This window comes from Nocardia sp. NPDC058058, from assembly GCF_042885355.1.
Taxonomy (GTDB): domain Bacteria; phylum Actinomycetota; class Actinomycetes; order Mycobacteriales; family Mycobacteriaceae; genus Nocardia.
Genome location: NZ_JBHVSA010000004.1, coordinates 738,375 through 762,776 on the forward strand (window position 1 = coordinate 738,375; position 24,402 = coordinate 762,776).

Consider the following 24,402-nt stretch of genomic DNA (forward strand, 5'->3'; position numbering starts at 1 on the left):
CCATCCCGCGTCGCCAGGTAGCCCCCGCCCACCTCCATTCGTGCCTCCGGACCCCGCCCCCTTTCGCCCGATTGCCGGGCCACGTTGCGGGACAACACGACTCACGCCCTTCCGGCACCATCCCCTCGCCGCGCACCCCGGTAGCCCCCTGGAAACCTCACCAGCCATTCCGGCGTGTCGCCACCCTCCCGGCCACCCCTCTGACCCGCCGATCCGGTCGAATCGGACCAACCTCCAACCCGTCCGCACAACCACCGCCGAACCTCCGAATGACGCGTGCCCGATTTGCGCGGACCTGCTGACGATCACCACCCACGCGGGCGGGCGCGTGCATGGCACCTTGCCGGGCCGGATCCGCGCGCGGGGTTTGCGAGAATCGCCGAATGCCGTATTTCGAGGGTGGCCGCGGACGGCTGCACTATCGCCGCTGGCCGATCACCGATCCCACGGCCAGGATCGCGCTACTACCCGGAACCGGCCAGCACAGCGGCCACTACCACCGCTTCGCCGGTGCCCTGAAGCCCGCCGGAATCGAACTGTGGACCCTGGACACCTCGGGCCACGGACTCAGCGAAGGCGATATCGACCGCCCTGGCACATTGCCCGAATTGTCCGCTGACGCACGAGCATTCCTCGATCAAGCCCCGGCCGATTCCGTCCCGCTGTTCCTCATGGGCCACTCGCTGGGCGCGGCCACCGCCGTGGCCGCACTGTGTCCGGCCGCGTCCGCGACGCCCGCGCTCGCCGGACTGATTCTCTGCGGCACGCCGCGTGCCGTGCTCGAGGGCAGACCGCCGAAGTCCGCACGTGGCGCGGACCCTTCGTCGGCGCGCGGCAACGCCGTGACCGCCTCGCGCACAGCGGATTCGATGCGATTCGCGGTCACGGACTCATCCGGTGGGATCGGCCGCGACAGGAGTCCGGCCCCGGATGAGATCGCGGCGACCACAGACGCAGGTTCGCGTTCGCGGGCCACGATGGGACCGGTTGTGCCGGAGGGACTTCCGGTGCTCTTCGTGCACGGGGTGGATGATCGGCGCACGCCGATCGAACCGGTGCGAGCGTGGGCCACGACCGTGGCAGCGGAGTTCCGGGAATACGCCGATGCCGGGCATGACCTCCTGCATGAGCCCGTGCACGCCGAAGTCAGTGCCGATATCGCGAACTGGGTCGGCCGGATCGCAGCGTGTTGAGGGAAGCCGCCGCGGTGGCGTGGACATGGTCGCGCCGACGGCTGGTTGTCAGGTGGGTCGCGTCGGCCGGGGGAGCGGGTTGGCGGGGTGGGGTGGCCGGTGATGTCGAACTGTTCGGTGGGGTGGGCGATTACGGTGCTGGGGTGCCACTTTATGAATTCGAGGGTAAGCGGCCCACGGTTGATCCGACGGCGTTCATCGCGCCGACCGCGACGTTGATCGGGGATGTGCGGGTCGAGGCCGGGGCGTCGATTTGGTACGGGGCCGTGCTGCGGGCCGATCTCGCGCCGATCATTATTCGCGAGCGGGCGAATGTGCAGGACAATGCGGTGATTCACGTGCCGGAGGAGGTGCCGGTGGAGATCGGGCCGGGGTCCACGATCGCGCACGCGGTGGTGTTCCACGGGGCGACGCTGGGCGCGGAATCGATTGTGGGCAATGGCAGCACGGTGCTGGATATGGCGAAGATCGGCAGCGGCACCATGATCGCGGCGCACTCGCTGGTGCCGCCGGGGGCCGAGATTCCGGACGGGGTGCTGGCCGCCGGGTCACCCGCCCAGGTGAAGAAGTCCATCGAGGGCACGCCCGCCGAGCTGTGGGTGAAGGTGAACCCCTCCTACTACGCCGAACTCGCGCAGCGACATCGCAAGGGCATCACCGAGATCCACTGAGCGATCCGCACTCCCTCCGGCAACCGAGACCGCTGAGCTGTCGAACTTCCTCGGCCTCGGCGTGATTCGGCGAACGCTCGCACCACCCCGCATCGGCGTGCAATGCGATACCCGCTGGGCGTCAACGTGATTCGGTGAGCAAATCGACTACCTCTTCGTCGGCGAGTTGGTGGAAGTCGAGGTAGACGCCGCCGACGCCGCCGAGTTCGCGGGGGACCAGCGGGCAGACGACTTCGTCGGCGAGGGCCCGAATGCGGTGCAGCGCTTCGGCGGATGAGACCGGGACCGCGACGACCACGCGGCGGGGCTCGTGCAGGTGCGCGATTTCGCAGGCGGCGGCGACGGTCGCTCCGGTGGCCATGCCGTCGTCGGCGATGATCACCGTGCGGTCCTTCAGTGGAATGGGCGGTTCGGCGCGCAGTACCTGGCGTCGCCGTTCCAATTCGACGCGTTCCAGATCTTCGATATCGGCGAACTGTTCGGGTGTGACACCGGTGTTCAGCACGACATCGGCATTGAGCACCCGCACCCCGTCCTCGCCGATGGCCCCCATGGCGAGTTCGGGCTGCCACGGCACGCCGAGTTTGCGCACCAGCAGCACATCGAGATCCCCGCCGATCACCTCGCGAATGCCGACCGCCACCGGCACCCCGCCCCGGGGCAGTCCCAGAATCAGTGGATCCGCCGCGCGGAGGTGCTCGAGCACCCCACCCAGCGCCCGCCCGGCGGTCCCCCGATCCGGATACATCATTGCTGCTCAGTCTAGTTGCCGACCGGGTACGCCCCCGATTTCTGGCACATCCGGTCAGTAACCGGGCCGTCTCCGGAAAAACTCCGGGCCGTGCCCGCGTCCGGCCCGGCCCTACTCTCCGCGAATGGTGAAGCGGCGCAGCGCCAGACTCGGATTGGTGGTGCGAACCTCGGCGAGATGATCCAGATCCACCCGCGCGGTCGCGATACCCGGCTGATCGCCGAGCTCGGCCAGCACCGCCCCGGTGGGCGCGATGATCATCGACGCCCCGGACCCATTGGGCGCGGCCTGATCACAGGCCGCCACGTAAATCGTGTTCTCGATGGCCCGCGCCCGCAGCAGCGTCGTCCACTGATCGACCTTGCCCGGCCCGGGAATCCACTGCGCGGGCAGCACCAGCACGTGCGCCCCCGCCGCCGCGACGCGCCGAATCCCTTCGGGGAACCGCAGGTCGAAGCAGGTCTGCATGCCGAATACGATGCCGCCGATGGTGAAGGTCGGATCCTGATCCAGCGGCCCGGGCAGGATCACATCGGATTCGCGCGATTTGAACGCGTCGTACAGATGCACCTTGCGATACACCGCCGCGAATGCCGCGGTGGGTGTCGCGGCCACGAGCGTGTTGTAGATGAGCCCCGCGGGCTGGTCCCCACCCGGCGTCTCGAGCACGCCCGCCACCAGATGCACCCCGAATTCGGCTGCGATACCGCGCAATCCGTTCACGAACGGTCCGGTGAGCGGTTCCGCCGCCGCGACCGCCTGCTCATCGAGCCGCAGCACCGAGTACATCGAGTATTCGGGCGCGATCACGAGCTGGGCACCGAGCTCGGCGGCGGCCTGTACCTCCGCACGCAACGCGGTGAGATTGGCCACGGTGTCGGTGCCGGGCGCGAACTGCACCACGGCTATGTCAATGGCTCTGGCATCCGCCGCGCCGGTGCTCGGTTGCGGTTGTGGCTCGGGTTCGTGAACGACGACGGTCGTCGCCCCCGAACTGCCCGGTTCCGGCGTTGTGACCGTGCCGGTTACGTAGTTGCGCACCGGAGCGGGTTCGGCGTGACCCAGTCCGGAGGCCGACAGGATGGGCGTTGCGGCGGCGGCCGAGGGCGGGTTGTCCGGTTGCACGCGGTCCAGCCTATTCACCCTATGGTCGGACCGACCAGGGTAAGGCAGTAAACTCCTGGTCAATGAGTACCTCACCGGCCGACAGCGTTCCCACTGACGACGAGAGGGACGCGAACGGCCCGTCCTTCGCTGATCTCGGTATCGATGACCGCGTTTTGCGGGCCATCGCCGATGTCGGCTACGAATCGCCGTCGCCCATCCAGGCTGCGACGATTCCCCCGCTGCTGAGCGGTTCGGACGTGGTGGGTCTCGCGCAGACCGGCACCGGTAAGACCGCCGCGTTCGCCATCCCGATCCTGATGGGGTTGGAAGTAACCGGCAAGTCGCCCAAGGCGCTGGTGCTGGCGCCGACGCGTGAGCTCGCGATCCAGGTTGCCGAGGCGTTCGGCCGGTACGCCACGCATATCCCGGGTCTGAACGTGCTGCCGATCTACGGCGGCCAGAACTACGCCGTGCAGCTGTCCGGCCTGCGCCGGGGCGCGCATGTCGTGGTCGGCACGCCGGGTCGTGTCATCGACCATCTGGAGCGCGGCACGCTCGATCTGACCCAGCTGCAGTATCTGGTCCTCGACGAGGCCGACGAGATGCTGAAGATGGGCTTCCAGGACGATGTGGAGCGCATTCTGCGCGATACCCCGGACACCAAGCAGGTGGCGCTGTTCTCGGCGACCATGCCGCCGGTGATCCGCAAGATCGCCAAGCAGTACCTGCACGATCCGGTGGAGATCACGGTCAAGACCAAGACCTCCACCAACACCAATATCGGTCAGCGCTATGTGATGGTGTCGTACCAGCGCAAGCTGGACGCGCTGACCCGCATCCTCGAGGTCGAATCCTTCGAGGCCATGATCATCTTCGTGCGCACCAAGCAGGCGACCGAGGAATTGGCCGAAAAGCTGCGCGCGCGTGGGTATTCCGCCGCCGCCATCAACGGCGATATCGCGCAGGCGCAGCGTGAGCGCACCATCGGGCAGCTCAAGAACGGCCAGCTCGACATTCTGGTCGCCACCGATGTGGCCGCGCGCGGTCTGGACGTGGAGCGCATCTCGCACGTCGTGAACTACGACATCCCGCACGACACCGAGTCGTACGTGCACCGCATCGGCCGTACCGGTCGCGCGGGCCGTTCCGGTGAGGCGCTGCTGTTCGTGGCTCCGCGCGAGCGCCGCCTGCTCGACGCCATCGAGCGCGCCACCCGCCAGCCGCTGACCGAAATGCAGCTGCCCAGCGTGGACGATGTGAACGCGCAGCGTGTCGCGAAGTTCGGCGACACCATCACCGAGAATCTCTCCTCGGCGAATCTGCCGCTGTTCCGCAAGCTGATCGAGGATTACGAGCGCGAGCACAATATCCCGCTGGTGGATATCGCGGCCGCGCTGGCGATCGGCTCGTACGACGGCAATAACTTCTTCATGGAGCCCGATCCCGAGCCCGCGCCCCGGCGTGAGCGCGATCGTGGCGAGCGTTCCACCTTCGAGGGTGATCGCCGTGAGCGTCGTCCGCGTGAGGGTGGCCCGAGCCAGCACCGGCAGACCGGCGCGGATCTGGTGACCTACCGCATCGAGGTCGGCAAGCGGCACAAGGTGGCTCCGGGCGCGATCGTCGGCGCCATCGCCAACGAGGGCGGCCTGCGCCGCAGCGATTTCGGGCATATCTCGATCCGCCCGGATCACAGCCTGGTGGAACTGCCCGCCGATCTGTCGCAGGAGACGCTGAACGCGTTGAGCCGCACCAGGATCAGCGGCCAGCTCATTCAGCTCCAGCTCGATTCCGGTGCCCCGGGTCAGCGTTCGATGAGCCGCGCCCCCCGTCGCGGTCCCAGTGATCGCGAGTTCAAGCGGGCCGACACCCGCCGCAAGCCCCGCTCGTAAGCGGTACGCGCCCAGCTGTTTTCGCCCGCCTGCCCGGCGCGGCGAAAGAGTCTGGGCGCGAGCGCTTCATGGCTGCAACAAAAATGCGCCCAGGCTACAAGCCGGGGCGCATTTGTTGTGTCTGTCTGTCATTCCGGCGTGCTCTTGGCCGGAATCCACCGAGATACGTTGCTGCACCACGGGTGTGGATCCCGGCCAAAACCATGCCGGGATGACGGGAGGGGCTTTAGTTGGCGTCGCTCGAACCGGTGCCGCTGCTGCCGGTGTCGGCGGGGCCCGCGGGTGCGGCCGGGGTGGTCGCGGGGGCGGCCGGATCCGTGGTGGCGGGGGTGGCGGCCGGGGGCGGGGTCGCCGGGAGGTCGGCGACGGTGAAAAGGCCGACGGTGGGCAGGACCAGGCAGCGTGCGCCGGGATAGTCGATGCTGCCCCAGAGCGAGGCGACGACGGTGCCGGGGCCGGTGTCGACGGTCTTGGCCAGGGCCGGGAGGTTGTATTCGGTCTGCTCGTCCAGGGGCGTGATGCCGCTGCGGCCATTGCCGACATTGAGCCAGGCCACATTCAGACCCGAGGCGAGCGGCATGCCGACGGTGGCGGGCGCGGCCTGGAAGCGCAGGGTTCCGGGCGGGCCGGAGAGGCCGTTGTCCGGACCGGGCTGGCCGGAGACCGCGGAGGCGGCGGTCATGGTGAACGGCAGATTGAAGCCGCAGCCCAGGGTCGGCGCCTGATATCCGAACGGTGTGAAGCCGATGTTCCTCAGTCCGGCGGCGGCGACCAGCTGCGCGGTCTTCGCGGTGGACGCGACGGCGTTCAGCGCGTCCTGATCGGTGCCCGCGGCCTGGGTGAGCTGGGCGACCGCGATGCCGACCGGGGTGTCGCCCGGGACTTTCGGCTCGGCGGAGGCGGTGCCGTTCGCACCGAGGACCGCCGTGGCGGCGATGGCGGCGACCGCTGCGGCGCGCCGGGGGAGGGTCCTGCCGTTCACTCGTGTTGCTCCTGCGAACTCTCGGATACCGGATGTGGTGGCAGGCGAGCGTCTTTCGCCGCGTGACGCGGGCGGGAACGTGCCTGATCTTCTCGGCAACGTACCAGCTCCGGCTGGGAACCGCCGGGCCGAGTGGCCCGTAGTTGTGATCCAGGCGACAAGCCCGCTATTACCGGGGGGTAAGTTCGAACTCGATACGACAGCGACGCTGGGAGATGCGATGAAACTTGCCCTGTCACCCGACGAGGTGAAATTCCGGGACGAACTGCGCGAGTTCTACCGGACCGAGATCCCGGCGGAGATCCGCGACCGCGTCAAGTACGGCCGCGAACTCTCCCGCGATGACATCGTCACCACGCACCGGATTCTCAACCAGCACGGTTACGCCACCCCCAAGTGGCCGGTCGCCTGGGGCGGCCGCGACTGGACGCCCATGCAGCTGCACATCTGGGAAGACGAGATGCAGCTGGCGTCGGTGGTGGAACCGCTCACCTTCAACGCCCAGATGATCGGGCCCGTGATCGCGCAGTTCGGCTCCGAGGAGATGAAGCAGCGCTTCCTGCCGCCGACCGCGAACCTCGACATCTGGTGGTGCCAGGGCTTTTCCGAGCCGGACGCCGGATCGGACCTGGCCTCGCTGCGCACCACCGCGGTGCGCGACGGTGATTCCTACATCGTCAACGGCCAGAAGATCTGGACCACCCTCGCGCAGTACGCCGACTGGATCTTCTGCCTGGTCCGCACCGATCCCACGGTGAAGAAGCAGGCGGGCATCTCGATGCTGCTCTTCGATGTGAAGACCCCCGGCGTGACCATCCGCCCGATCAAGCTGATCGACGGCCATCACGAGGTCAACGAGGTCTTCTTCGAGAATGTCCGCGTGCCCGCCGATCAGCTGGTCGGCGAGGAGAACATGGGCTGGACCTACGCCAAGTTCCTGCTCGGCAACGAGCGCACCGGCATTACCGGCGTCGGCCGCACCAAGGTCAAGCTCGGCGTGGCGAAAGAGTATGCGGCGCAGATCAAGTCGGGTCGCGGCACGCTGCTGGAGGATCCGGTCTTCGCGGCGCGCATCGCCGAGCTGGAGAACGAGCTGCTGGCCCTGGAACTCACCCTGGCCCGCGTGGTCTCCCAGCCCTCCGACGGCAAACCGAATCCGGCGTCCTCGGTGCTCAAGCTGCGCGGTTCCGAATTGCAGCAGGCCGCAACGGAATTGCTGCTCGATATCGCCGGGCCGGACGCGCTTCCGGTCGATACCGAGGGCATCGCGTCGCCGGATTGGGCGCAGCGCACCGGTCCGAGCTACCTGAACTACCGCAAGACAACCATCTACGGAGGTTCCAGCGAGGTGCAGCGCACCATCATCGCCTCCACCATCCTCGGATTGTGAGCTGCCGCCATGGATTTCGAACTCACCGATGAACAGGTCATGCTGCGCGACACGGTCCGCGATCTGCTCGCCCGGGCCTACGATCCGGAAACCCGCCTGAAGGTCACCGATACCGAACTCGGCTGGAATCGCGATGTCTGGCGTCAGCTCGCCGAACTCGGCGTACTGGGCCTGCCTTTCAGCGAAGAGGACGGCGGCGTCGGCGCGGGACCGGTCGAGGTCATGGTGGTGCTGGAGGAGGTCGGCCGCCGGCTCGCGCCCGAGCCGATCCTGGACGCGGTGCTGGTCCCCGGCACGCTGATCGCGGCCGCCGGTACCGAGGCGCAGCGGCAGCGGGTGCTGCCCGAGCTGGTCGGCGGCACCACACTGCTGGCCTTCGCGCATGCCGAACCCGGTACCCGCTGGCCCGCAACCGAACTCACCACCACCGCCGTTCCGTCAGGTGACGGCTACGCGTTGACCGGTGTCAAAAATCCGGTCCCGCACGGTGATTGCGCGGACGAACTGGTGGTCAGCGCCGAACTCCCGGGTGGCGGCCTCGGCCTCTTCCTGGTGGCGGCGGATGCGGAAGGCGTGTCCCGCAAGCCGTTCCGCACCTTCGACGGCCGTCGCGGCGCGCAGCTGGAGTTCGCCTCGGCCCGGGCCGAACTGCTCGGCGACAATGCCGATGCCCAGGCGGCGGTCGCGGTGGCCACCGCGCAGGCCCAGGCGGCCCTGTGCGCCGAATCCCTCGGCGCGATGGAGGAGTCGCTGCGGCTGACCACCGAATACCTCAAGACCCGTAAGCAATTCGGTGTCACGCTGTCCAAGTTCCAGACCCTGAGCCAGCGTGCCGCCAATATGTACGTCTCGCTGGAGCTGGCCCGCAGTATGAGCCTGTACGCCACCGCCGCCGTGGCCGACGATGTCACCGATCCGGTGGTCGCCTCGCGCGCCCGCCTCCAGGTCGGCCGCTCCGCCCGCCACATCGGCCAGGAAGCGATTCAGATGCACGGCGGTATCGGCATCACCACCGAATACCCGGTCAGCCACTATGTGGCTCGCCTGACCGCCATCGCCCGCACCCTGGGCAGCGATCTGGAACATCTGCGCGTCCTCACCGACCGCGTCGGCGACTACACCCTCGTCGAGTTCTAGCCCGCCGCAAACGATTTCGCGCCCCGCACCAGGACCGGTGCGGGGCGCGCTTCGTTATGTCGGGTCTACCCGCTGGCGGGCGAATCGTCCTCCGTTGTGGGGACCGCGATCGCGGGCTCCGTCGTGGCGGGTGGCGTCGTGCGCGTGTATTCCGTTGTAGGAGCGGGGTTATCGGTTGTGGGCCGCGGGCGCGTGGTGGTCGGCCGCGTGGTGCTGGGGCGCAGCGGCGTGGTGCGGGACGCCGTGGTCGGGGCCTCCGCGTCCGGGTTCGCGTCCTTGGGGTCCGTGGTGGGGAGCGAGGAGATCGGCGAGTGCCGCGGCGGCTGGTCGGCCGCCACCCGCCAGGTGGGGGAGGGCGGGATCACGACGGCCGGGGTGGTGGTGCCGTTCTTGGTCGAAACCACCGGCGCCGCTTGCAGATCCGCGTTCAACGGCGGGGGCGCGACGTAGGTGTCCTGGCCGCCGAGGCCGCACGCGCCGATGAGTACCAGGCCGAGCGAGACCGCGCCGACGGCGGCCGCGACGCCCGCCACGGGGGCGGGTAGCCGCCGCCACGGGGTGGCGTCGCGCGGGTCCGCGCGGACGTTGCTGCCTGCCATGGGGAGCACTCCTGATTCGTCTCGAGTGGGCTCACCCTAACGGAGGAGGTACCGCGGTGCCAGGCGGGTGGTCGGTCCGTTTCAACGGCAATCGCGGCGAAAGCGCAAGGCACAACAATATCTCAAACAGCAATGATTCACATATCGAATCAGTAAAGTCGGCGTGTTCTGCGCACGTGTCGCATGGACATTTCGTTGCCGAGCCGTAATGTGTGTCCAAAGTTACACGTGAGACGCCCGAAATTTGCCGAGAGACGCGCCCCTGGTTCGCCGAGCTCGGCGGGCGTCATCGAGGAGTGGATGATGGGTGCATTCTCGACATCCCCGCAACGCGCGATAGCGCGCTCGGGGGAGCCTGCGGCCTCGGAATCGTCGCGCTGGTGGACAATTCTGGCTCGCACAACCGCCTGGCTGATCTTCGTCGGGGGACTTGTGGGCGCGGTGCTCGGGATTGCCGGTCTACGCGTCGAAATCACGGTCGCCGGGCTGATTCTCGCCTGCACCGCCGGATTGATTCTGCTCAAACTGCGCGCGGACGCCGCGGCCGCGGCCGAGAAACACTGACGCGTTCTCGGAACTCGCGGGCGCATTCACCTAACTCGCAATAGCCCTGGCGTTCAGGGCTGCCTGCGAATAACCCATTCGAATGCGGCGGCCTCCGAACGACTGCCCTCGGCGGTTCGCGACCTATTCGACTCCCCGAGTTCGGCGAGCAGGCGTTCCGAGATCGGCACCAGCGTCGCCAATGCCGCCGGTGTGAACCATTCCGGACGGGTCGCGAAAAGCAGATCCTCACTCGAGGTATTGCCCGACGCCCCCGGTGCGAACGGGCAGCCGCCGAGCCCGCCCAGCGATCCGTCAAGGACGCTTGCACCCGCGCCGAGCGCCGCCAGCGAATTGGCCACGCCCATACCCCAGGTGTCGTGCCCGTGGAAGACGATCCGATGCGCGTCGGTGCCCCAGTGCCCCTGCGCCACAACCGCGCTCACCAAGACCGACACCTGCGCCGGATGCGCCTGCCCGAGGGTGTCGGCCAGCACGATATCGGCCGAGCCCTCCGCCCGCGGATCCCGCGCGATGGCCAGCACCCGCTCCGGATCCACCGGCCCCTCGAACGGGCATGTGAAAGTCGTTGCCAGACAGAGCTGAATCCGCCCGCCCGCCTGCCGGGCGAAGTCGACGGCCGCGGGCATCGCGGCCAGACTCTCCTCGGTGGTGCGTCCGATATTCGCCCTGTTGTGTGAATCCGAGACCGAGAAGCAGTACTGGAAATTGCGCACGCCCGCGGCCGCGGCCTTTTCCACGTGCCGTGGCGTCGCCACCCACACCCAGCAGCGCGCCAATTCCTCCGGCGTCAGCGCCGCGACCAGCTCGAGCGTATTGGCCATGGGCGGCACCAGATCCGGCCGCGCCATCGACCCGATTTCCAGCTCCGGCACGCCCAGCGCCAGCAGCTCGCGCACGATCTCGACCTTGCGCTCGGTCGGCAGCACCTTGCCGGTGAGCTGCAACCCGTCCCGCAGCGTCACATCGCGCAGGATGGCATTCGTCAGCGCGGTCATCGGCCCTCCAGAGCGTCGATTTCGACATCGGACATACCGAGCAGTCCGGAGAGCACCGCACGCGTGTGCTCGCCCAGATCCGGGCCGACATTACGAATATCCAGGGACTGTTCCCCGATCACCGGAACGATGCCCGTGAACCCGACCTGCTTGGGTTCGGCCTCGCCCACATCGACGGCGAAGTGCTGAATCATATTGCGCGCCCTGTACTGCTCGTCGGCGACGATATCGGCGGCGGTGTAGATGGGCCCGCACGGAATGGCGGCGGCCTCGAGCAGCGCGAGCGCCTCATCGCTCGTGCGCAATCGAGTCCACTCCGCGATCGACGCGTCCAGCCGCTCGCGATTGCGCCAGCGTCCCGCATTGTCTTGCAGCTCAGGATCACTCGCGAGATCCGGCCGCTCGATCACCTGCATATAGCGCTGGAAGATCGCGTCGCCATTGCCGCCGATGATGATGCTGTTGCCATCGCTGCACGGATAGGCATTGCTCGGCGCGATGCCTTCCATCCGCCCGCCGACGCGCTCCCGATTGATGCCGTAGGCGAGGTAATCCGGCACCAGCGACTCCATCACCGACAGGATGGATTCATTGAGCGCGACATCGATGACGCGCTGCTCCAGGGGAACCCGATCGCTCCTGCGCTCGCGCTGGAACAGCGCCATGACGGTTCCGAACGCCGCGTAGATCCCGGCGATCGAATCCCCGATCGATACCCCGACCCGTACCGGCGGTCGATCCGGATCACCGACGAGTTCCCGCAATCCGCCGACGGCTTCGGCCACCGCCGCGAATCCCGGCCGCTGTGCCAGCGGCCCGGTCTGCCCGTAGGCCGAGATCCGGGTGATCACCAGATCCGGATTGGCGGCATTGAGCGCCTCCGGCCCCAGCCCCCACTTCTCCAGCATGCCGGGCCGGAAGTTCTCCAGCAGCACATCGCACCGCTTGACCAGATCCAGCACGATCTGCCGCCCGGCCTCGGTCCGCAGATCCAGCGTGATCGACTTCTTACTCCGGTTGATCGTGCGATAGAGCATCGAGGTGTCGCCGCCGTAGAGCCGCCAATTGCGCAGCTCGTCACCGGTTTTCGGCCGCTCGACCTTGATCACCTCGGCCCCGAAGTCCCCCAGGATCCGGCCCGCTGTCGGCGCGGCCACGTAATTACCCAGCTCCAGAACCCGCACACCGTCGATCGGCCGAATCTCCATGCGCGCAATTCTGCCTCGAGCCCGCGATCGAGCGGTCGGCTCCGGTCGTGCGACGACCCGTGCGAACCCCGGATACGCGAAAGGCCGATGCGACCCTCGAGAGATGAGGGGGCCGCATCGGCCGGGCTTCCCGGGCATGGCGCACGCAAGAACATCACGCCGGGAAGGGTTTTCGTCAGGCAGCGCGCGGGGCCACCTGTTCGATGACCGAGTAGTGCTCGGCATTGCCGGTGATGATGGTGCTCGGGTTGCCGTGGATATCGACCGGCACATCGCCCGCGAGGGTGATGCGGGTCAGGCGGCGCGGCTGGCCGTCGTAATCGTCGATGGCGTAATGCTGAGTGGCGCGGTTGTCCCAGATGGCGACATCGCCGAGCTGCCAGTTCCAGCGAGTGGTGTTCTCCAGCTTGGTGACCCGGTTCTGCAGCAGCTGGAACAGCGCGGCGGATTCGGCGGCGGACAGCCCGGCGAAATTCTTCACGAAGTGGCCGAGCAGCAGCGTGCGCTCACCGGTGACCGGGTGCACGCGGACCACCGGGTGCTCGGTCTCGTAGTAGGTGGACTCGAACTCCGCGCGGTACGCCTTGCCCTGCTCATTGTTGGCGTGGGTGTCGCTGCGGTCGGCGGCGTAGTCGTACGCGTTGGTGTGCCGGGCGCGCAGGTTCTCCACCAGGGCCTTGAGCGGCGCGGGCAGCGATTCGTAGGCGGCGGTGGTGGAGGCCCAGGTGGTGGAGCCGCCGTAGGAGGGCAGGTGCACCGCGCGCAGGATGGACGCCTTCGGAATGCGATCCACGAAGGTGACATCGGTGTGCCAGCTATTGGCGCGGCCGTACTCCGAATCGATCGGCAGCGACTTCACACCGCGCGAGGTGACGGTCGGATGCGGGGTGGTGGGCTGACCGAGCAGCTGCGCGAATTCGTACTGACCGTCCTCGGTCAGATGCTCCTGGCCGCGGAAGAAGATCACCTTGTGCGCGTGCAGGGCGTCCTGGATCACCTTGACGGTCTCCGAGTCCAGCTCGCCGCTCAGCCGGACGCCGTCGATACGGGCACCGATCTTGCTGCCGAGCTTCACCACGGTGGCGGTGGAGGTGGCGTAATCGACGGACATACTGGGCCTTTCGCTCGAACGATTGCGTGGTTCGAGCACACCATCGGCCCAGCGTCCGAAACAGGTTTAGGCGCAGCCGGATCGAAAGCCGTTACCCGGGCTAAGCGCAGGCGTATGCCAGTGTGGATCCCGGCCAAAAGCGCGCCGGGATGACGGAGGGATTGTTCAGCCGACCTGTTCGCGGAGGTAGGCGAGGTCGTCGGCGACTCCTTCGGCGGGCGTCTCCAGAATGATCGGGGCATCCACGGCCTTGCAGACCTCGACCAATAGCTGCGTGTCGATGGTGCCGTCGGCCAGATTGGCGTGCCGGTCCGCGCCCGAATCGAAGGCGTCCCGCGAGGAGTTCAGGTGCACCAGATCGATGCGCCCCGTGATCGCCTTGACCCGATCCACGATGCCGAGCAGTTCCTCACCGCCCGCCCAGGCGTGGCAGGTGTCCAGGCAGAACCCCGCGCCGAAATCGCCGACGGCGTCCCACAATCGGCCGATATCGTCGAAATGCCGTGCCATGGCGTGGTTTCCGCCCGCGGTGTTCTCGATCAGAATCGGCACCGCGAACCCGCCCTTGTCCTGCTGGCGTTCGAAGAGCTTGCGCCAGTTGAGGATTCCCTCGACCATCTCCTCGTCCTTGCGGACGTGCCCGCCGTGCACCACCAGCCCGAACGCGCCGAGATCGGCCGCGGCCTTCGCCTGCGCCGCCACCGCGCCGCGCGAGGGCATGCGCAGCCGATTGTTCAGGCTGGCCACATTGATCTGATACGAGGAGTGCACCACCACATCGATGGGGCTGGCCTTGATCTCCTCGGTCAGCGGATGCGGTGTGGGTTTGTCCCAGCTCTGCGGATCGACCACGAACATCTGGATGACGTCGGCCCCCAGCTTCTCGGCGAAGCCGATGGGATCCCCGTCCTGCCGAACGTGTGCTCCTATGCGCATGCCGAACACCTTATCCCCGCCCTCCGACACGAGATCGTGATCACTGTTGTTGCGCTTGCGCGCTTCGCAGAGATAGTTCCGTAGGACTCGATTGCGCTATGGTTTCGGTGATTTCCGGATCGGCCCGAGCACGATCATGCCGATCGTTTGCGGTACGTCGCGCGCTGGTGGGTCCCGGCGCAGGCGTAGGAAGTGGGAGCTAGACATGCTGTCCAGCGGTGATGTGTTTGCGGAATACGTTATCGAGCGGCAGCTGGGGCGCGGGGGCATGGGCTCGGTGTATCTGGCCAAGCATCCCCGGTTGCCCCGGCTGACCGCCCTGAAGCTGTTGAACCGGGAAATGGTGTTCGACAAGGAAGTTCGCGCGCGCTTCGAGCGCGAGGCGGATCTGGTCGCGCAGCTGGATCACCACAATATCGTCACCGTCTACGACCGCGGGCTCGAGGACGGGCAGCTGTGGATCTCCATGCAGTACATCGACGGTGTCGACGCCTCCAGCGTGAATCCGCAGACGCTGCCGCCCGAGCGGGCCGTGCAGATCATCTCCGAGACCGCCGACGCGCTGGATTACGCGCACCGCAACGAGGTGCTGCACCGCGACGTCAAACCCGCCAATATCCTGCTGGCCCGCTCCACCGGCGGTAAGGGCGAACGCGTCTACCTCACCGACTTCGGCATCGCCCGCCTGCGCGATGACAGCGGCCATCTGACCCAGACCGGCACCTTCACCGCGACCCTGGCCTACGCCTCGCCGGAACAGCTCACCGGTTCCGCCCTGGACGGCACCTCGGATCAGTATTCGCTGGCCTGCACGCTGTTCTGGTTGCTCACCGGTTCCGGGCCGTTCTCCGCGACCAATCCGGCCGCGGTCATCCAGGGACATTTGCAGCAGCCGCCGCCCCCGCTGAGCGGTGCGCGTCCCGGCCTGCCGCCGACGCTGGACCTGGTGTTGAACAAGGCCATGGCCAAGCGCCCGGAGGAGCGATTCGCCAGCTGCGCCGATTTCGCCGCCGCGGCCAAGCAGGCGCTCGCATCGCCGAGTTCGCCCGCGCTGCCGCTGGTGAATCCGCGTACCGCGCCGCCCGCGCCGGTGTACACCCCGCAGGGGCAGCCCGCGCACACCCAGGGACCGCATCCGACCATGGGCCAGCAGGGCATGCCCATGACCGGCGGACCGGCCCCGACGGCGAACGCGCCGATGTACACCTCGGGTCCGCGCACCGCCGCGCCCGCGCCCACGGTCGGGCCGAATCCGTATGCGACACAGTTGAATACGGCTGCGCCGCAGCCGCTGTACGGTCAGACCCCGAACCGGCCGACGAACCAGTACACCAGTCCGCCGCAGCATCAGTACACGAGCCCGCCGCAGTACAACTACGGTGGCCCGCCGCCGGGACAGCCGCCGATGATGGGCGGACAGCGTCCGCCGCAGCCGCCGAAGAAGTCCAATACCGGACTCATCGTCGGCATCATCGTGGGTGTGCTCGTCCTGGTCATCGTGGCGGTCATCGGGTTGGCCGCGCTGGGCAGCAAGAGCAATGACACCTCCACCGCCGGCGGCACCACCAGTGCGGGCGCGACGAGCAAGCCCAATGGTTCCGCGCCGCCCACGAATCCGGGTGGTTCGGACAAGCCGGTCGACTCGTCCGCGATCAGCAAGGAATTCCCCCGCCTGGTACCCGCCAGCAAGACCGGCGACACCGGCTACAACGGCGCGACCTGCTGGCTGGCCGATCCCAAGAGCCCGCCGGACAAGTCCGACGGCGAACCCGATTTCGGCGACTGGGCGGTGCAGTGGCGCTGCTTCGGCGGCGGCAACAACGCCGACCCGTTCTACCGCATCTACGCGTACTCCTCCGCGGCCAAGGCACAGGCGGTGGCGAGCGGCCTGCACCCGGACAAGAAGAGCTCCGACACCAGCGGCGGCAAGGCGTACACCAACTACCAGTTCAGCGGCAGCGATCGCCCGCGCATGGTCACCGCCTTCACCGGCGACGCCAACCGCGGTCAGTACCTGATGTACACCGACGGCGTCGTCGGCACCATCGATGAAGTGCTGACCTGGTGGCGCTCCGCACCGCTGAACTAAGCTCGCTGCCGCCTGCCTCACCGAGGTGGTGATCGACTCCCTGTGGCCGCGAACAGCCGCAGCGCAGCGGAGGCTAATGGACACGGAAGGGTGCTTGTGCTGCGCAGCGGAGAGACGTTCGCCGGATATCTGATCGAACGTGAGCTCGGCCGTGGCGGCATGGGATCGGTGTATTTGGCGCGGCATCCGCGACTGCCGCGGTTGGTGGCGATCAAGCTGCTGAATCGGGAACTGTTCGGCGACAGCGAGGTTCGGGCGCGGTTCGAGCGCGAGGGTGATGTGGTCGCGCGGCTGGATCACCCGAATATCGTGCCGCTGTTCGATCGCGGTTTCGACGACGAGCGCCTGTGGATCGCCATGCGGTACATCGACGGGCCGGACGCGTCCACGCTGGAATCGGCGAATCTGCCGCCGCGCCAGGCCGTCCGGATCATTGCCGAGACCGCGAAGGCGCTGGATTTCGCGCATCGCAAGGGCGTGCTGCATCGAGATGTGAAGCCCGCCAACATCCTCATCGAGCGCTCCGACGGTGAGGAGCGAATCTTCCTGGCGGACTTCGGTATCGCGCGACTACGCGATGAGGGCACCAAGCTCACCCAGACCGGCTCCTTCACCGCGACGCTGGCCTACGCCGCACCGGAGCAGCTCTCCGGGCAGCCCCTGGATCACCGCTGCGATCAATACTCGCTGGCCTGCACCCTGTTCCGGCTGCTGACCGGCGTCGTCCCGTTCGACGCCCAGCACCCGATCGCCATCATGCAGGGTCACCTGCAACAACCCCCGCCCCCGGTCAGCTCGCTGCGCCCGGGCCTCCCGCCCGCCCTGGACGCGGTAATGGCCCGCGCCATGGCCAAACAACCGCCCGCCCGCTTCGGCTCCTGCGTAGAATTCGCCACCGCCGCCCAGCAGGCCCTGGCCGGGGTGCCGACCCACGTGGCGGGGCAGCATTCCGGCCCACGGCATCCGATGGTCGGTCAGCCCGGCTTCGCACCCGGCGGTGCGGCATTTGCGGGGGGTTCGAATACGCCCCCGCGGCCGTTCCCGACGCAGGGTGGCCGACCCGGCGCACCGCAACATCAGGCGGCGGGCGCGCCGGGCAAGCCGGTGGCGGGCAAGCCGGTCGCCACCTCGGCGAATGGTGCTGTGGCGCAGGGGAAGCCGTTTGCCGCATCCGGATCACCGGCGGTGCGCGCCAATCCCGCTCCGGGAGCGCCCTATTCGCCGCCGCGCGGGCAAACCGCCGCTGCCGCAGCGCATGCCGCGCCGTCGGCCGGTCGTCCACCGGCGCAGGCGTCGGCCGCGCGCCCGGCCACCAAGGCGATGCCGCGGTCCGGGAAGCAGGTTTTTCCGGAGCCGCGCAAGAAGCCGAAGAAGAAGTCGCGGGCACGCGGCTGCCTGATGTGGTTGCTGGCGATCATTCTGATTCCACTGCTGATCGCGGTGGTGGTCCTGCTGGCGATCGATCAGATGCGCTCGGGCGGCGGCGGAAATTCGCCGGGGGTCACCCCTCCGCCCGCTCCGGCGTATACGACGACCGAGGAGTATCAGGACACCACCACCGAGTCGGTGCCGGAGCCGTCCGGCGGTACCGCGAGCGCGACCCCGGAATACAACACCCCGCAACCCGTGGTTCCGTTCTGGCAGCACTGAGTGGTGCGGTTGGGAAGTGCCGAGTGGTGCTGCCCCGAGTTCGGTGGGCACCGCCGGTGCCCGCACTGCCGGAAATGTCCTTCTACCGGCCCCGATCGGTCGCTTGACCGTCTAAGGAATCACTGAGGGTAGACGCCTCGGGGTGTTCCCGGATGGCATCTGCCTGCGAAGACCGACACACTGGACGGCATGACTTCGAATGTCTCGGATTCCGTCGGGCTCGACACGGGCACGGGCGCGGTCGCCGCGCGCGCGACCGATCTGGTGAAGATCTACGGTTCCGGCGATACGCAGGTCCGGGCACTCGACGGGGTGTCGGCAGATTTTGCCAAGGGGGAGTTCACCGCGATCATGGGGCCTTCGGGGTCCGGTAAGTCCACCCTGATGCACTGCCTGGCCGGGCTGGACGCCGCGACCGGGGGCAGCGTGCACATCGGCGATACCAACCTCACCGAACTGTCCGATAAGGGCATGACCCAGCTGCGCCGCGATCGCATCGGTTTCGTCTTCCAGGCGTTCAACCTGGTGCCCACCCTGACCGCGCTGGAAAACGTCACCCTCCCACTGGATATCGCCGGTCGCAAACCCGATGAGGAATGGCTCTCGACCGTGCTCAAGCGGCTCGGCCTGAACGACCGCCTCACGCACCGGCCCAGTGAACTGTCCGGCGGCCAGCAGCAGCGCGTCGCCTGTGCCAGAGCCCTGGCGGGCAAGCCGGACATCATCTTCGGTGACGAGCCGACCGGCAATCTGGATTCGCATTCCTCGGGTGAGGTGCTCTCGATTCTGCGCGCGGCCGTGGACGAATTCGGCCAGACCGTCGTCATCGTGACCCATGATCCGCGCGCCGCCTCCTACGCCGATCGCGTGGTGTTCCTCGCCGACGGCCGGATCGTCGACGAATTGCGTTCGCCCACCGCCGATTCCGTGCTCGACAAGATGAAGTCGCTGGAGACCAACTGATGTCCGGTAGTCCGATGCGCAAGGTTGCCTTGCGCAACCTCGCCGCGCACAAGGTGCGGCTGTTCCTGACGGTGCTGTCGGTGGTGCTCGGAACCGCCTTCATCGCGGGATCTTTCGTCTTCACCGATACTTTGCAGAGCAGTTTCGACAGCATCTTCGCCAATCAGGCCAAGGGCGTCGATGTCCGGGTGAGCCCGAAAGAGCGCCAGTCCCTCGGCATTCCGAACGAGGCCGTGGACAAGATCACCGCCATGGATCAGGTGCGCGCGGTCGCGCCGTCGGTCAACGGTTCGGTGGTGCTGCTCAAGGACGGCAAGGCAGTGCAGACCGGTGGCGCGCCGACGATCGGCATCTCTTATCTGCCGCCGGACAAGTCGGTCGCCGAACCGGACAAGTTCATCGAGGGCGTGCCGCCGAGCCAGACCGGACAGGTCGCCATCAACAAGAGCGGCGCCGATCGCGCCGGTCTGCACGTCGGCGATACCACCAAGGTGCTCATCCCGTCCAAGGGCAATATCGATGTCACCGTCTCCGGTATCTACGACCTGACCGGTAATACCGGCGGCTTCATCCAGCTGTACTTCGATGACGTGCAAGCCCGGGAGCTGTTCACCGACGGCCAGCATGTGGCCTTCGTCGATATCGCCGCCAAGCCCGGCGTGAACGCCGACGCGCTGCGCGATCAGATCGCCAAAACCTTCCCGGATTACAAGGTGCAGGACGGCGATCAGGTCCGCGAGGACATGAAGAAGCAGATCGGCGACGCCCTCAAGTTCATCAACTACTTCCTGCTCGCCTTCGGCGCGATCGCGCTGATCGTCGGCACCTTCATCATCTACAACACCTTCTCCATGCTTGTCGCACAGCGACTTCGGGAGTTGGCGCTGCTGCGCGCGGTCGGCGCGTCCCGCCAGCAGGTCGGGCAGTCGGTGGTCGGCGAGGCGCTGATCATCGGATTGATCGGCAGCGCATTGGGTTTGGCGGCCGGTGTCGGCCTGGCCTTCGGATTGTCGGCGCTGCTCAATGCCTTCGATCTGGGCCTGCCCACCGGATCGATGGCGCTGAAACCGCGCACCGTGCTGGTGGCGCTGGGCGTCGGCGTCCTGGTGACGGTGGTCAGCGCGTACGCGCCCGCCCGCCGCGCCGCGACCATCCCGCCGGTCGAGGCCATGCGCTCGGAATTCGGTTCGGCCGCGGAATCCAACCGCATTCGCACCGCGATCGGCGCGGCACTGGCCGTCGCGGGCATCGTGCTGGTGGTGCTGGGTGCTCAGCACACCGGCGGTAATGCCGCGCTCACCGTCGGAATCGGTGCGCTGGCACTGATTTTCGCGGTGCTGCTGGCCTCGCCGGCGCTGTCCAAGCCGGTGGTGAAGGTGCTCAGCGTGCTGGTGCGCCCGTTCGGGCCGGTCGGCCGGATGGCGCGCAATAACGCGCTGCGCAATCCGAGGCGTACCGCCGCAACGGCTTTCGCGCTCACGCTCGGGTTGATGCTGGTGACCGCGATCGGCATGCTCGGCGCTTCCGCCAAGGCCAGCATCGGCGAGGTGGTCGATAAGGGCGTCAAGGCGGACTACATCTTGCAGGGGCCGACCAACAGTCTGGTCGGCGTGCCGCTGGCGGCCGGTCCGGTCGTGCAGAAGGTGCCCGGCGTCGCGGATGTGGTGCAGTTCCACGGCGTCACCTTCAAGGCCGGTGACGATCAGATGCTCGGCACCGTGCCCGAGGGGCCGCTGAACAAGGTGCTCAGCTACGACATCGTGCAGGGCAGTGACAATCTCGGTGAGAACGGCATCATGCTGTCCGAAACCGAAGCGGGCGACCGCGGTTGGCATGTCGGCCAGCAGGTCGACATCACCAGCCTGGACAAGAAGAACTACAAGGTCCAGGTCGTGGGCATCTACAAGGACACCCAGCTGCTCGGCCCGCTGGTCGCGCCGATGGCGCTGTACAACCAGGTGATGCCGGTCAGCTTCCGCACCAATTTCATCGTGCTCATCAAGGCCGAACCGGGCGCGGATCTGAAGGCCATGCGGACCGATTTGGAGAAGGCCGTCGATCAGTGGGCCGTGGTGCAGGTGCAGGACCGCGACGACTTCAAGGGCGCACAGGGCAAGCAGATCAACACCATGCTGGCGATCCTGTACGGCCTGCTGGCCTTGGCTGTGGTGATCGCCATCCTCGGCATCGTCAACACCCTGGCGCTGTCGGTGGTGGAGCGGCGGCGCGAGATCGGCATGCTGCGCGCGGTCGGTATGCAGCGGCCGCAGGTGCGGCGCACCATCTACCTGGAATCCATGCTGATCGCGATCTTCGGCGGTGTCGTCGGGGTGGCGCTGGGCCTGGTGCTCGGCGTCGGATTCCTGCGCACGCTCAAGGATCTGGGCCTGGCCACCATTTCGGTGCCGTGGGGTCAGATCGTGCTCATGGTGGTGAGTTCCGGCGTGGTCGGCGTGCTGGCGGCGCTGTGGCCCGCGGTGCGCGCGGCCCGGACGCCGCCGCTGGCGGCCATCGCGGACGTGTAGCCCAATAGAGCCGGGGGACAAGGAGATCCGGCCGGTCGCCGAGGGGTGACCGGCCGGATCTTCGTTATTCGCGGGTGCTCAGCGGTTGTACAGGATCACCGTGACCACCACGATGATCAGCACCAGCGCCACCGTGGTGGCGGCGATGATCCAGCCGATCTGACTCGAATTGCGTTCGGGCGCACGATAAGCCGGTTGCTGGGTGGACGGCGGGGCGAAGTTCGGCTGCTGCTGATTCGAGTACGCCGGCCCGGATGCCGGATTCTGCCGATTCGGCGTCGGAACCACCGGGTTCTGATAGGCCGGTGCCGAATTCTGAAATCCCGCACCGGAATTCGGGTACGCCGGATTCGCATTCGGATTCGGCTGCACCGGATTCTGATACAGCGGAACGGGATTGGATCCCGACATGGGCCGCTGCTGCTGCGGCGCGGGCACCACCGGCTGCGGCCGCACCGGCGTCGGCTGCCGTGGGACGACCGGCGGCGGCGCGACGATCGGCTGCGGTCGCGCCGGTGTCGGCTGCCGTGGCGGCACCGGTCGCGCGGTCAGCGCGTGCTCGACCGCGGCGGCGAATTCCGCGCAGGACCGGAAGCGATCCTGCGGGCGTTTGGACAGCGCCCGGGCGAGCACCCCGTCGATGGCGCGTGGCAGTTCGGGCCGCTGCGGACTGGCGGGCGGCGGCGTCTGCTGCAGATGCCCGCGAATCACCGCCGCCGGGCTGGTGCCCTCGAACGGCACCACGCCGGTGAGCAATTGGAACAGCGTGCAGCCCAGCGCGTACTGATCCGAACGCCCGTCGATGGTGGCCCCGGTCAACTGTTCGGGTGAGGCGTACGCCAGGGTCGCGGTCACGGTACCGGTCTGGGTGAGATGACCGGTGTCATCGCGCAGCCGGGCGATGCCGAAGTCGGTGAGGTACACCCGTTCCCCGCCCGCACCGCCCGAGGAGCGCGCCAGCAGGATATTCGCGGGCTTCACATCCCGATGCAGGACGCCGCGCCCGTGCGCGTAATCCAGGGCCTTGGCCGTCTCGGAGACGATCTGCGCGGCCCGCAGCGGCGGTAGTGAAGCGGCCTTGACGGCGGAGGCGTTCACGCCGTCGATGTACTGCATGGAGATCCACAGCTGTTCACCCTCGGTGCCGCGGTCGTAGACCGTGACGATATTCGGATGATCCAGCTGGGCGACCAGATCCGCCTCCCGGATGAACCGGGCGCGAATCTCGTCGTCGGTGAACATTTCCTGATTCAGCAGTTTCAACGCCGTCTTGCGCGGCAGCCGGGGATGCCGGGCCAGGTACACCGACCCCATACCGCCGCGGCCCAGTTCGCGTTCGATGACGAAACCGGCGAACACATCACCAGAGCGCACAGTCGAGCCCCCGTTTCCGAGTCAGATCAGGTTGGCAGCCTACCGTGCGGGTCGCGGCCGCCTCAGACGCTACATTCCACGGCTGTATATCTCAGCCCGCCTGCCCGGCGTTCACATGCGCCCACTTCCGCACGTCACCGCGATCGAGGGCGACGGCGAGCAGATCCGGGAAACGGTCCGGCGTACAGGCGAATGCGGGTACGCCGAGGGCGGTGAGCGCGGCGGCGTTGTCGCGGTCGTAGGACGGCGCGCCCTCGTCCGATAGCGCCAGCAACACCACCACCTGCACGCCGGATTCCTTCATGCTGCGAATTCTGCGAAGCATCTCCGCGCGCACCCCGCCCTCGTAGAGATCGGAGATGAGCACGAACAGGGAATCGGCCGGGCGGGTGATGAGCGATTGCGAATACGCGATGGCGCGATTGATGTCCGTGCCGCCGCCCAGTTGCGTGCCGAAGAGCACATCGACCGGATCGGCGAGTTTGTCGGTCAGATCCACCACGGCGGTATCGAAGACCACCAGCGAGGTCTTCAGCGAGCGCATGGAGGCCAGCACCGCGCCGAACACCGACGCGTACACCACGCTCGAGGCCATGGAACCGGATTGATCGATGGCCAGCACCACATCCCGGCGCACCGCCTGCGCCTTGCGGCCGTAGCCGACCAGCCTTTCCGGCACCACCGTGCGCTGTTCGGGCAGATAGTGCGCCAGATTCTTGCGAATGGTGCGGTCCCAGTCGATATCCCGCAGTTTCGGCCGCGACACCCGTGCCGCGCGATTGAGCGCGCCCCCGACCGCCGCGACGGTCTGCGCCGCGATCCTGCGCTCGATCTCCCGCACCACCTTCTCCACCACCGTGCGCGCGGTGGCCTTGGTGGTCTCGGGCATCACCCGATTCAGGCTCAGCAGTGTGCCCACCAGATGCACATCCGGCTCGACCGCCTCCAAAAGCTCCGGCTCCAAAAGCAATTCGGTGAGGTTCAGCCGATCCACCGCATCACGCTGCATGACCTCCACGACGGTCGACGGAAAATACCGCCGAATATCGCCGAGCCACCGCGCCACCTGCGGCGCGGACCCGCCCAGCCCACCGGATCTGCGCCCGCTCGTCCCGTTGCGCGCATCCGCGTCGTACAGCGCCCCGAGCGCCCGATCCATGGCCACGTCCTCGGCCCCGCCGAGCCCGCCCACACTCGCCTCGGCCGCCCCGCCCAGCACCAGCCGCCACCGTCGAGCCTGCGCCCCATCCACCTCGCTCATACCG

General features: G+C 67.6%; 20 protein-coding genes. 10 read left to right on the forward strand and 10 right to left on the reverse strand.

The annotated features are described in order from the left end of the window. Positions 1–383: 383 nt before the first annotated feature. Together ACFVUS_RS34505 and ACFVUS_RS34510 are read left to right on the forward strand one after the other, a co-directional pair. Positions 384–1,193 (forward strand): alpha/beta hydrolase, encoded by an 810-nt coding sequence (locus tag ACFVUS_RS34505; RefSeq protein WP_387776372.1) that lies wholly within the window; start codon positions 384–386, stop codon positions 1,191–1,193. A 143-nt stretch (positions 1,194–1,336) separates the two neighbouring features. After that, positions 1,337–1,864: a gamma carbonic anhydrase family protein gene (locus ACFVUS_RS34510; protein ID WP_387776375.1), complete on the forward strand. Its 528-nt coding sequence runs from the start codon at positions 1,337–1,339 to the stop codon at positions 1,862–1,864. 121 nt (positions 1,865–1,985) lie between these two features. On the opposite strand, the gene ACFVUS_RS34515 is transcribed toward ACFVUS_RS34510, so the two are convergent. Both ACFVUS_RS34515 and ACFVUS_RS34520 read right to left on the reverse strand, forming a co-directional pair. Continuing rightward, on the reverse strand, positions 1,986–2,615 hold the full coding sequence (locus ACFVUS_RS34515; RefSeq protein ID WP_387776378.1) for a phosphoribosyltransferase: 630 nt from the start codon (positions 2,613–2,615) through the stop codon (positions 1,986–1,988). Positions 2,616–2,726: 111 nt separating this feature from the next. Then, a complete protein-coding gene (locus ACFVUS_RS34520; RefSeq protein WP_387778471.1) occupies positions 2,727–3,530 on the reverse strand; it encodes a carbon-nitrogen hydrolase family protein in 804 nt (267 codons plus the stop codon). 272 nt (positions 3,531–3,802) lie between these two features. Here ACFVUS_RS34520 and ACFVUS_RS34525 point away from each other — a divergent pair, with 272 nt between their 5' ends. Beyond that, positions 3,803–5,611, forward strand: a complete 1,809-nt coding sequence (locus ACFVUS_RS34525; protein ID WP_387776381.1) for a DEAD/DEAH box helicase — start codon at positions 3,803–3,805, stop codon at positions 5,609–5,611. A gap of 226 nt (positions 5,612–5,837) precedes the next feature. Here the strand turns inward: ACFVUS_RS34525 and ACFVUS_RS34530 are convergent, their stop codons facing one another. Then, positions 5,838–6,593, reverse strand: a complete 756-nt coding sequence (locus tag ACFVUS_RS34530) for a hypothetical protein (RefSeq protein ID WP_387776384.1) — start codon at positions 6,591–6,593, stop codon at positions 5,838–5,840. Between the two features lie 220 nt (positions 6,594–6,813). Between ACFVUS_RS34530 and ACFVUS_RS34535 the strand changes: the two genes are divergently transcribed. Together ACFVUS_RS34535 and ACFVUS_RS34540 are read left to right on the forward strand one after the other, a co-directional pair. Further along, positions 6,814–7,983: an acyl-CoA dehydrogenase family protein gene (locus ACFVUS_RS34535; RefSeq protein WP_387776387.1), complete on the forward strand. Its 1,170-nt coding sequence runs from the start codon at positions 6,814–6,816 to the stop codon at positions 7,981–7,983. A 9-nt stretch (positions 7,984–7,992) separates the two neighbouring features. After that, complete coding sequence (locus ACFVUS_RS34540) at positions 7,993–9,120, forward strand: acyl-CoA dehydrogenase family protein (RefSeq protein ID WP_387776390.1); 1,128 nt, start codon at positions 7,993–7,995, stop codon at positions 9,118–9,120. Between the two features lie 65 nt (positions 9,121–9,185). Here the strand turns inward: ACFVUS_RS34540 and ACFVUS_RS34545 are convergent, their stop codons facing one another. Next, on the reverse strand, positions 9,186–9,719 hold the full coding sequence (locus ACFVUS_RS34545; protein ID WP_387776393.1) for a hypothetical protein: 534 nt from the start codon (positions 9,717–9,719) through the stop codon (positions 9,186–9,188). Positions 9,720–10,022: 303 nt separating this feature from the next. Here ACFVUS_RS34545 and ACFVUS_RS34550 point away from each other — a divergent pair, with 303 nt between their 5' ends. Next, positions 10,023–10,283, forward strand: a complete 261-nt coding sequence (locus ACFVUS_RS34550) for a hypothetical protein (RefSeq protein ID WP_387776396.1) — start codon at positions 10,023–10,025, stop codon at positions 10,281–10,283. A gap of 53 nt (positions 10,284–10,336) precedes the next feature. Here the strand turns inward: ACFVUS_RS34550 and ACFVUS_RS34555 are convergent, their stop codons facing one another. From ACFVUS_RS34555 to ACFVUS_RS34570, 4 genes are all read right to left on the reverse strand, one after another. Then, the gene (locus tag ACFVUS_RS34555) at positions 10,337–11,281 is read right to left on the reverse strand and encodes a hydroxymethylglutaryl-CoA lyase (RefSeq protein ID WP_387776399.1); all 945 of its coding nucleotides are present in this window, start codon (positions 11,279–11,281) and stop codon (positions 10,337–10,339) included. Continuing rightward, a complete protein-coding gene (locus tag ACFVUS_RS34560; protein ID WP_387776402.1) occupies positions 11,278–12,489 on the reverse strand; it encodes a CaiB/BaiF CoA transferase family protein in 1,212 nt (403 codons plus the stop codon). Before ACFVUS_RS34560 ends, ACFVUS_RS34555 begins: the two co-directional genes overlap by 4 nt. 175 nt (positions 12,490–12,664) lie before the next feature. Further along, on the reverse strand, positions 12,665–13,600 hold the full coding sequence (locus ACFVUS_RS34565) for a TauD/TfdA dioxygenase family protein (protein ID WP_387776405.1): 936 nt from the start codon (positions 13,598–13,600) through the stop codon (positions 12,665–12,667). 165 nt (positions 13,601–13,765) lie between these two features. After that, positions 13,766–14,536, reverse strand: a complete 771-nt coding sequence (locus ACFVUS_RS34570) for a deoxyribonuclease IV (RefSeq protein ID WP_387776408.1) — start codon at positions 14,534–14,536, stop codon at positions 13,766–13,768. Between the two features lie 205 nt (positions 14,537–14,741). On the opposite strand from ACFVUS_RS34570, the gene ACFVUS_RS34575 reads away from it, so the two are divergent. The 4 genes from ACFVUS_RS34575 to ACFVUS_RS34590 all read left to right on the forward strand — a co-directional run bounded on the left by ACFVUS_RS34575 (position 14,742) and on the right by ACFVUS_RS34590 (position 21,763). Then, positions 14,742–16,625 carry a protein kinase gene (locus ACFVUS_RS34575; RefSeq protein WP_387776411.1) on the forward strand — a complete coding sequence of 628 codons (1,884 nt, stop codon included), beginning with the start codon at positions 14,742–14,744 and terminating at the stop codon, positions 16,623–16,625. A gap of 96 nt (positions 16,626–16,721) precedes the next feature. Continuing rightward, entirely contained in the window at positions 16,722–18,275 is a 1,554-nt protein-coding gene (locus tag ACFVUS_RS34580; RefSeq protein ID WP_387776414.1) for a protein kinase, read from the forward strand. 189 nt (positions 18,276–18,464) lie between these two features. Next, the gene (locus ACFVUS_RS34585; RefSeq protein WP_387776417.1) at positions 18,465–19,238 is read left to right on the forward strand and encodes an ABC transporter ATP-binding protein; all 774 of its coding nucleotides are present in this window, start codon (positions 18,465–18,467) and stop codon (positions 19,236–19,238) included. 14 nt (positions 19,239–19,252) lie between these two features. Beyond that, on the forward strand, positions 19,253–21,763 hold the full coding sequence (locus ACFVUS_RS34590) for an ABC transporter permease (protein WP_387776420.1): 2,511 nt from the start codon (positions 19,253–19,255) through the stop codon (positions 21,761–21,763). A 78-nt stretch (positions 21,764–21,841) separates the two neighbouring features. On the opposite strand, the gene ACFVUS_RS34595 is transcribed toward ACFVUS_RS34590, so the two are convergent. After that, the gene (locus ACFVUS_RS34595) at positions 21,842–23,137 is read right to left on the reverse strand and encodes a protein kinase (RefSeq protein WP_387776422.1); all 1,296 of its coding nucleotides are present in this window, start codon (positions 23,135–23,137) and stop codon (positions 21,842–21,844) included. Positions 23,138–23,228: 91 nt separating this feature from the next. Next, a complete protein-coding gene (locus ACFVUS_RS34600; RefSeq protein ID WP_387776425.1) occupies positions 23,229–24,398 on the reverse strand; it encodes a VWA domain-containing protein in 1,170 nt (389 codons plus the stop codon). Between the last annotated feature and the right edge of the window lie 4 nt (positions 24,399–24,402).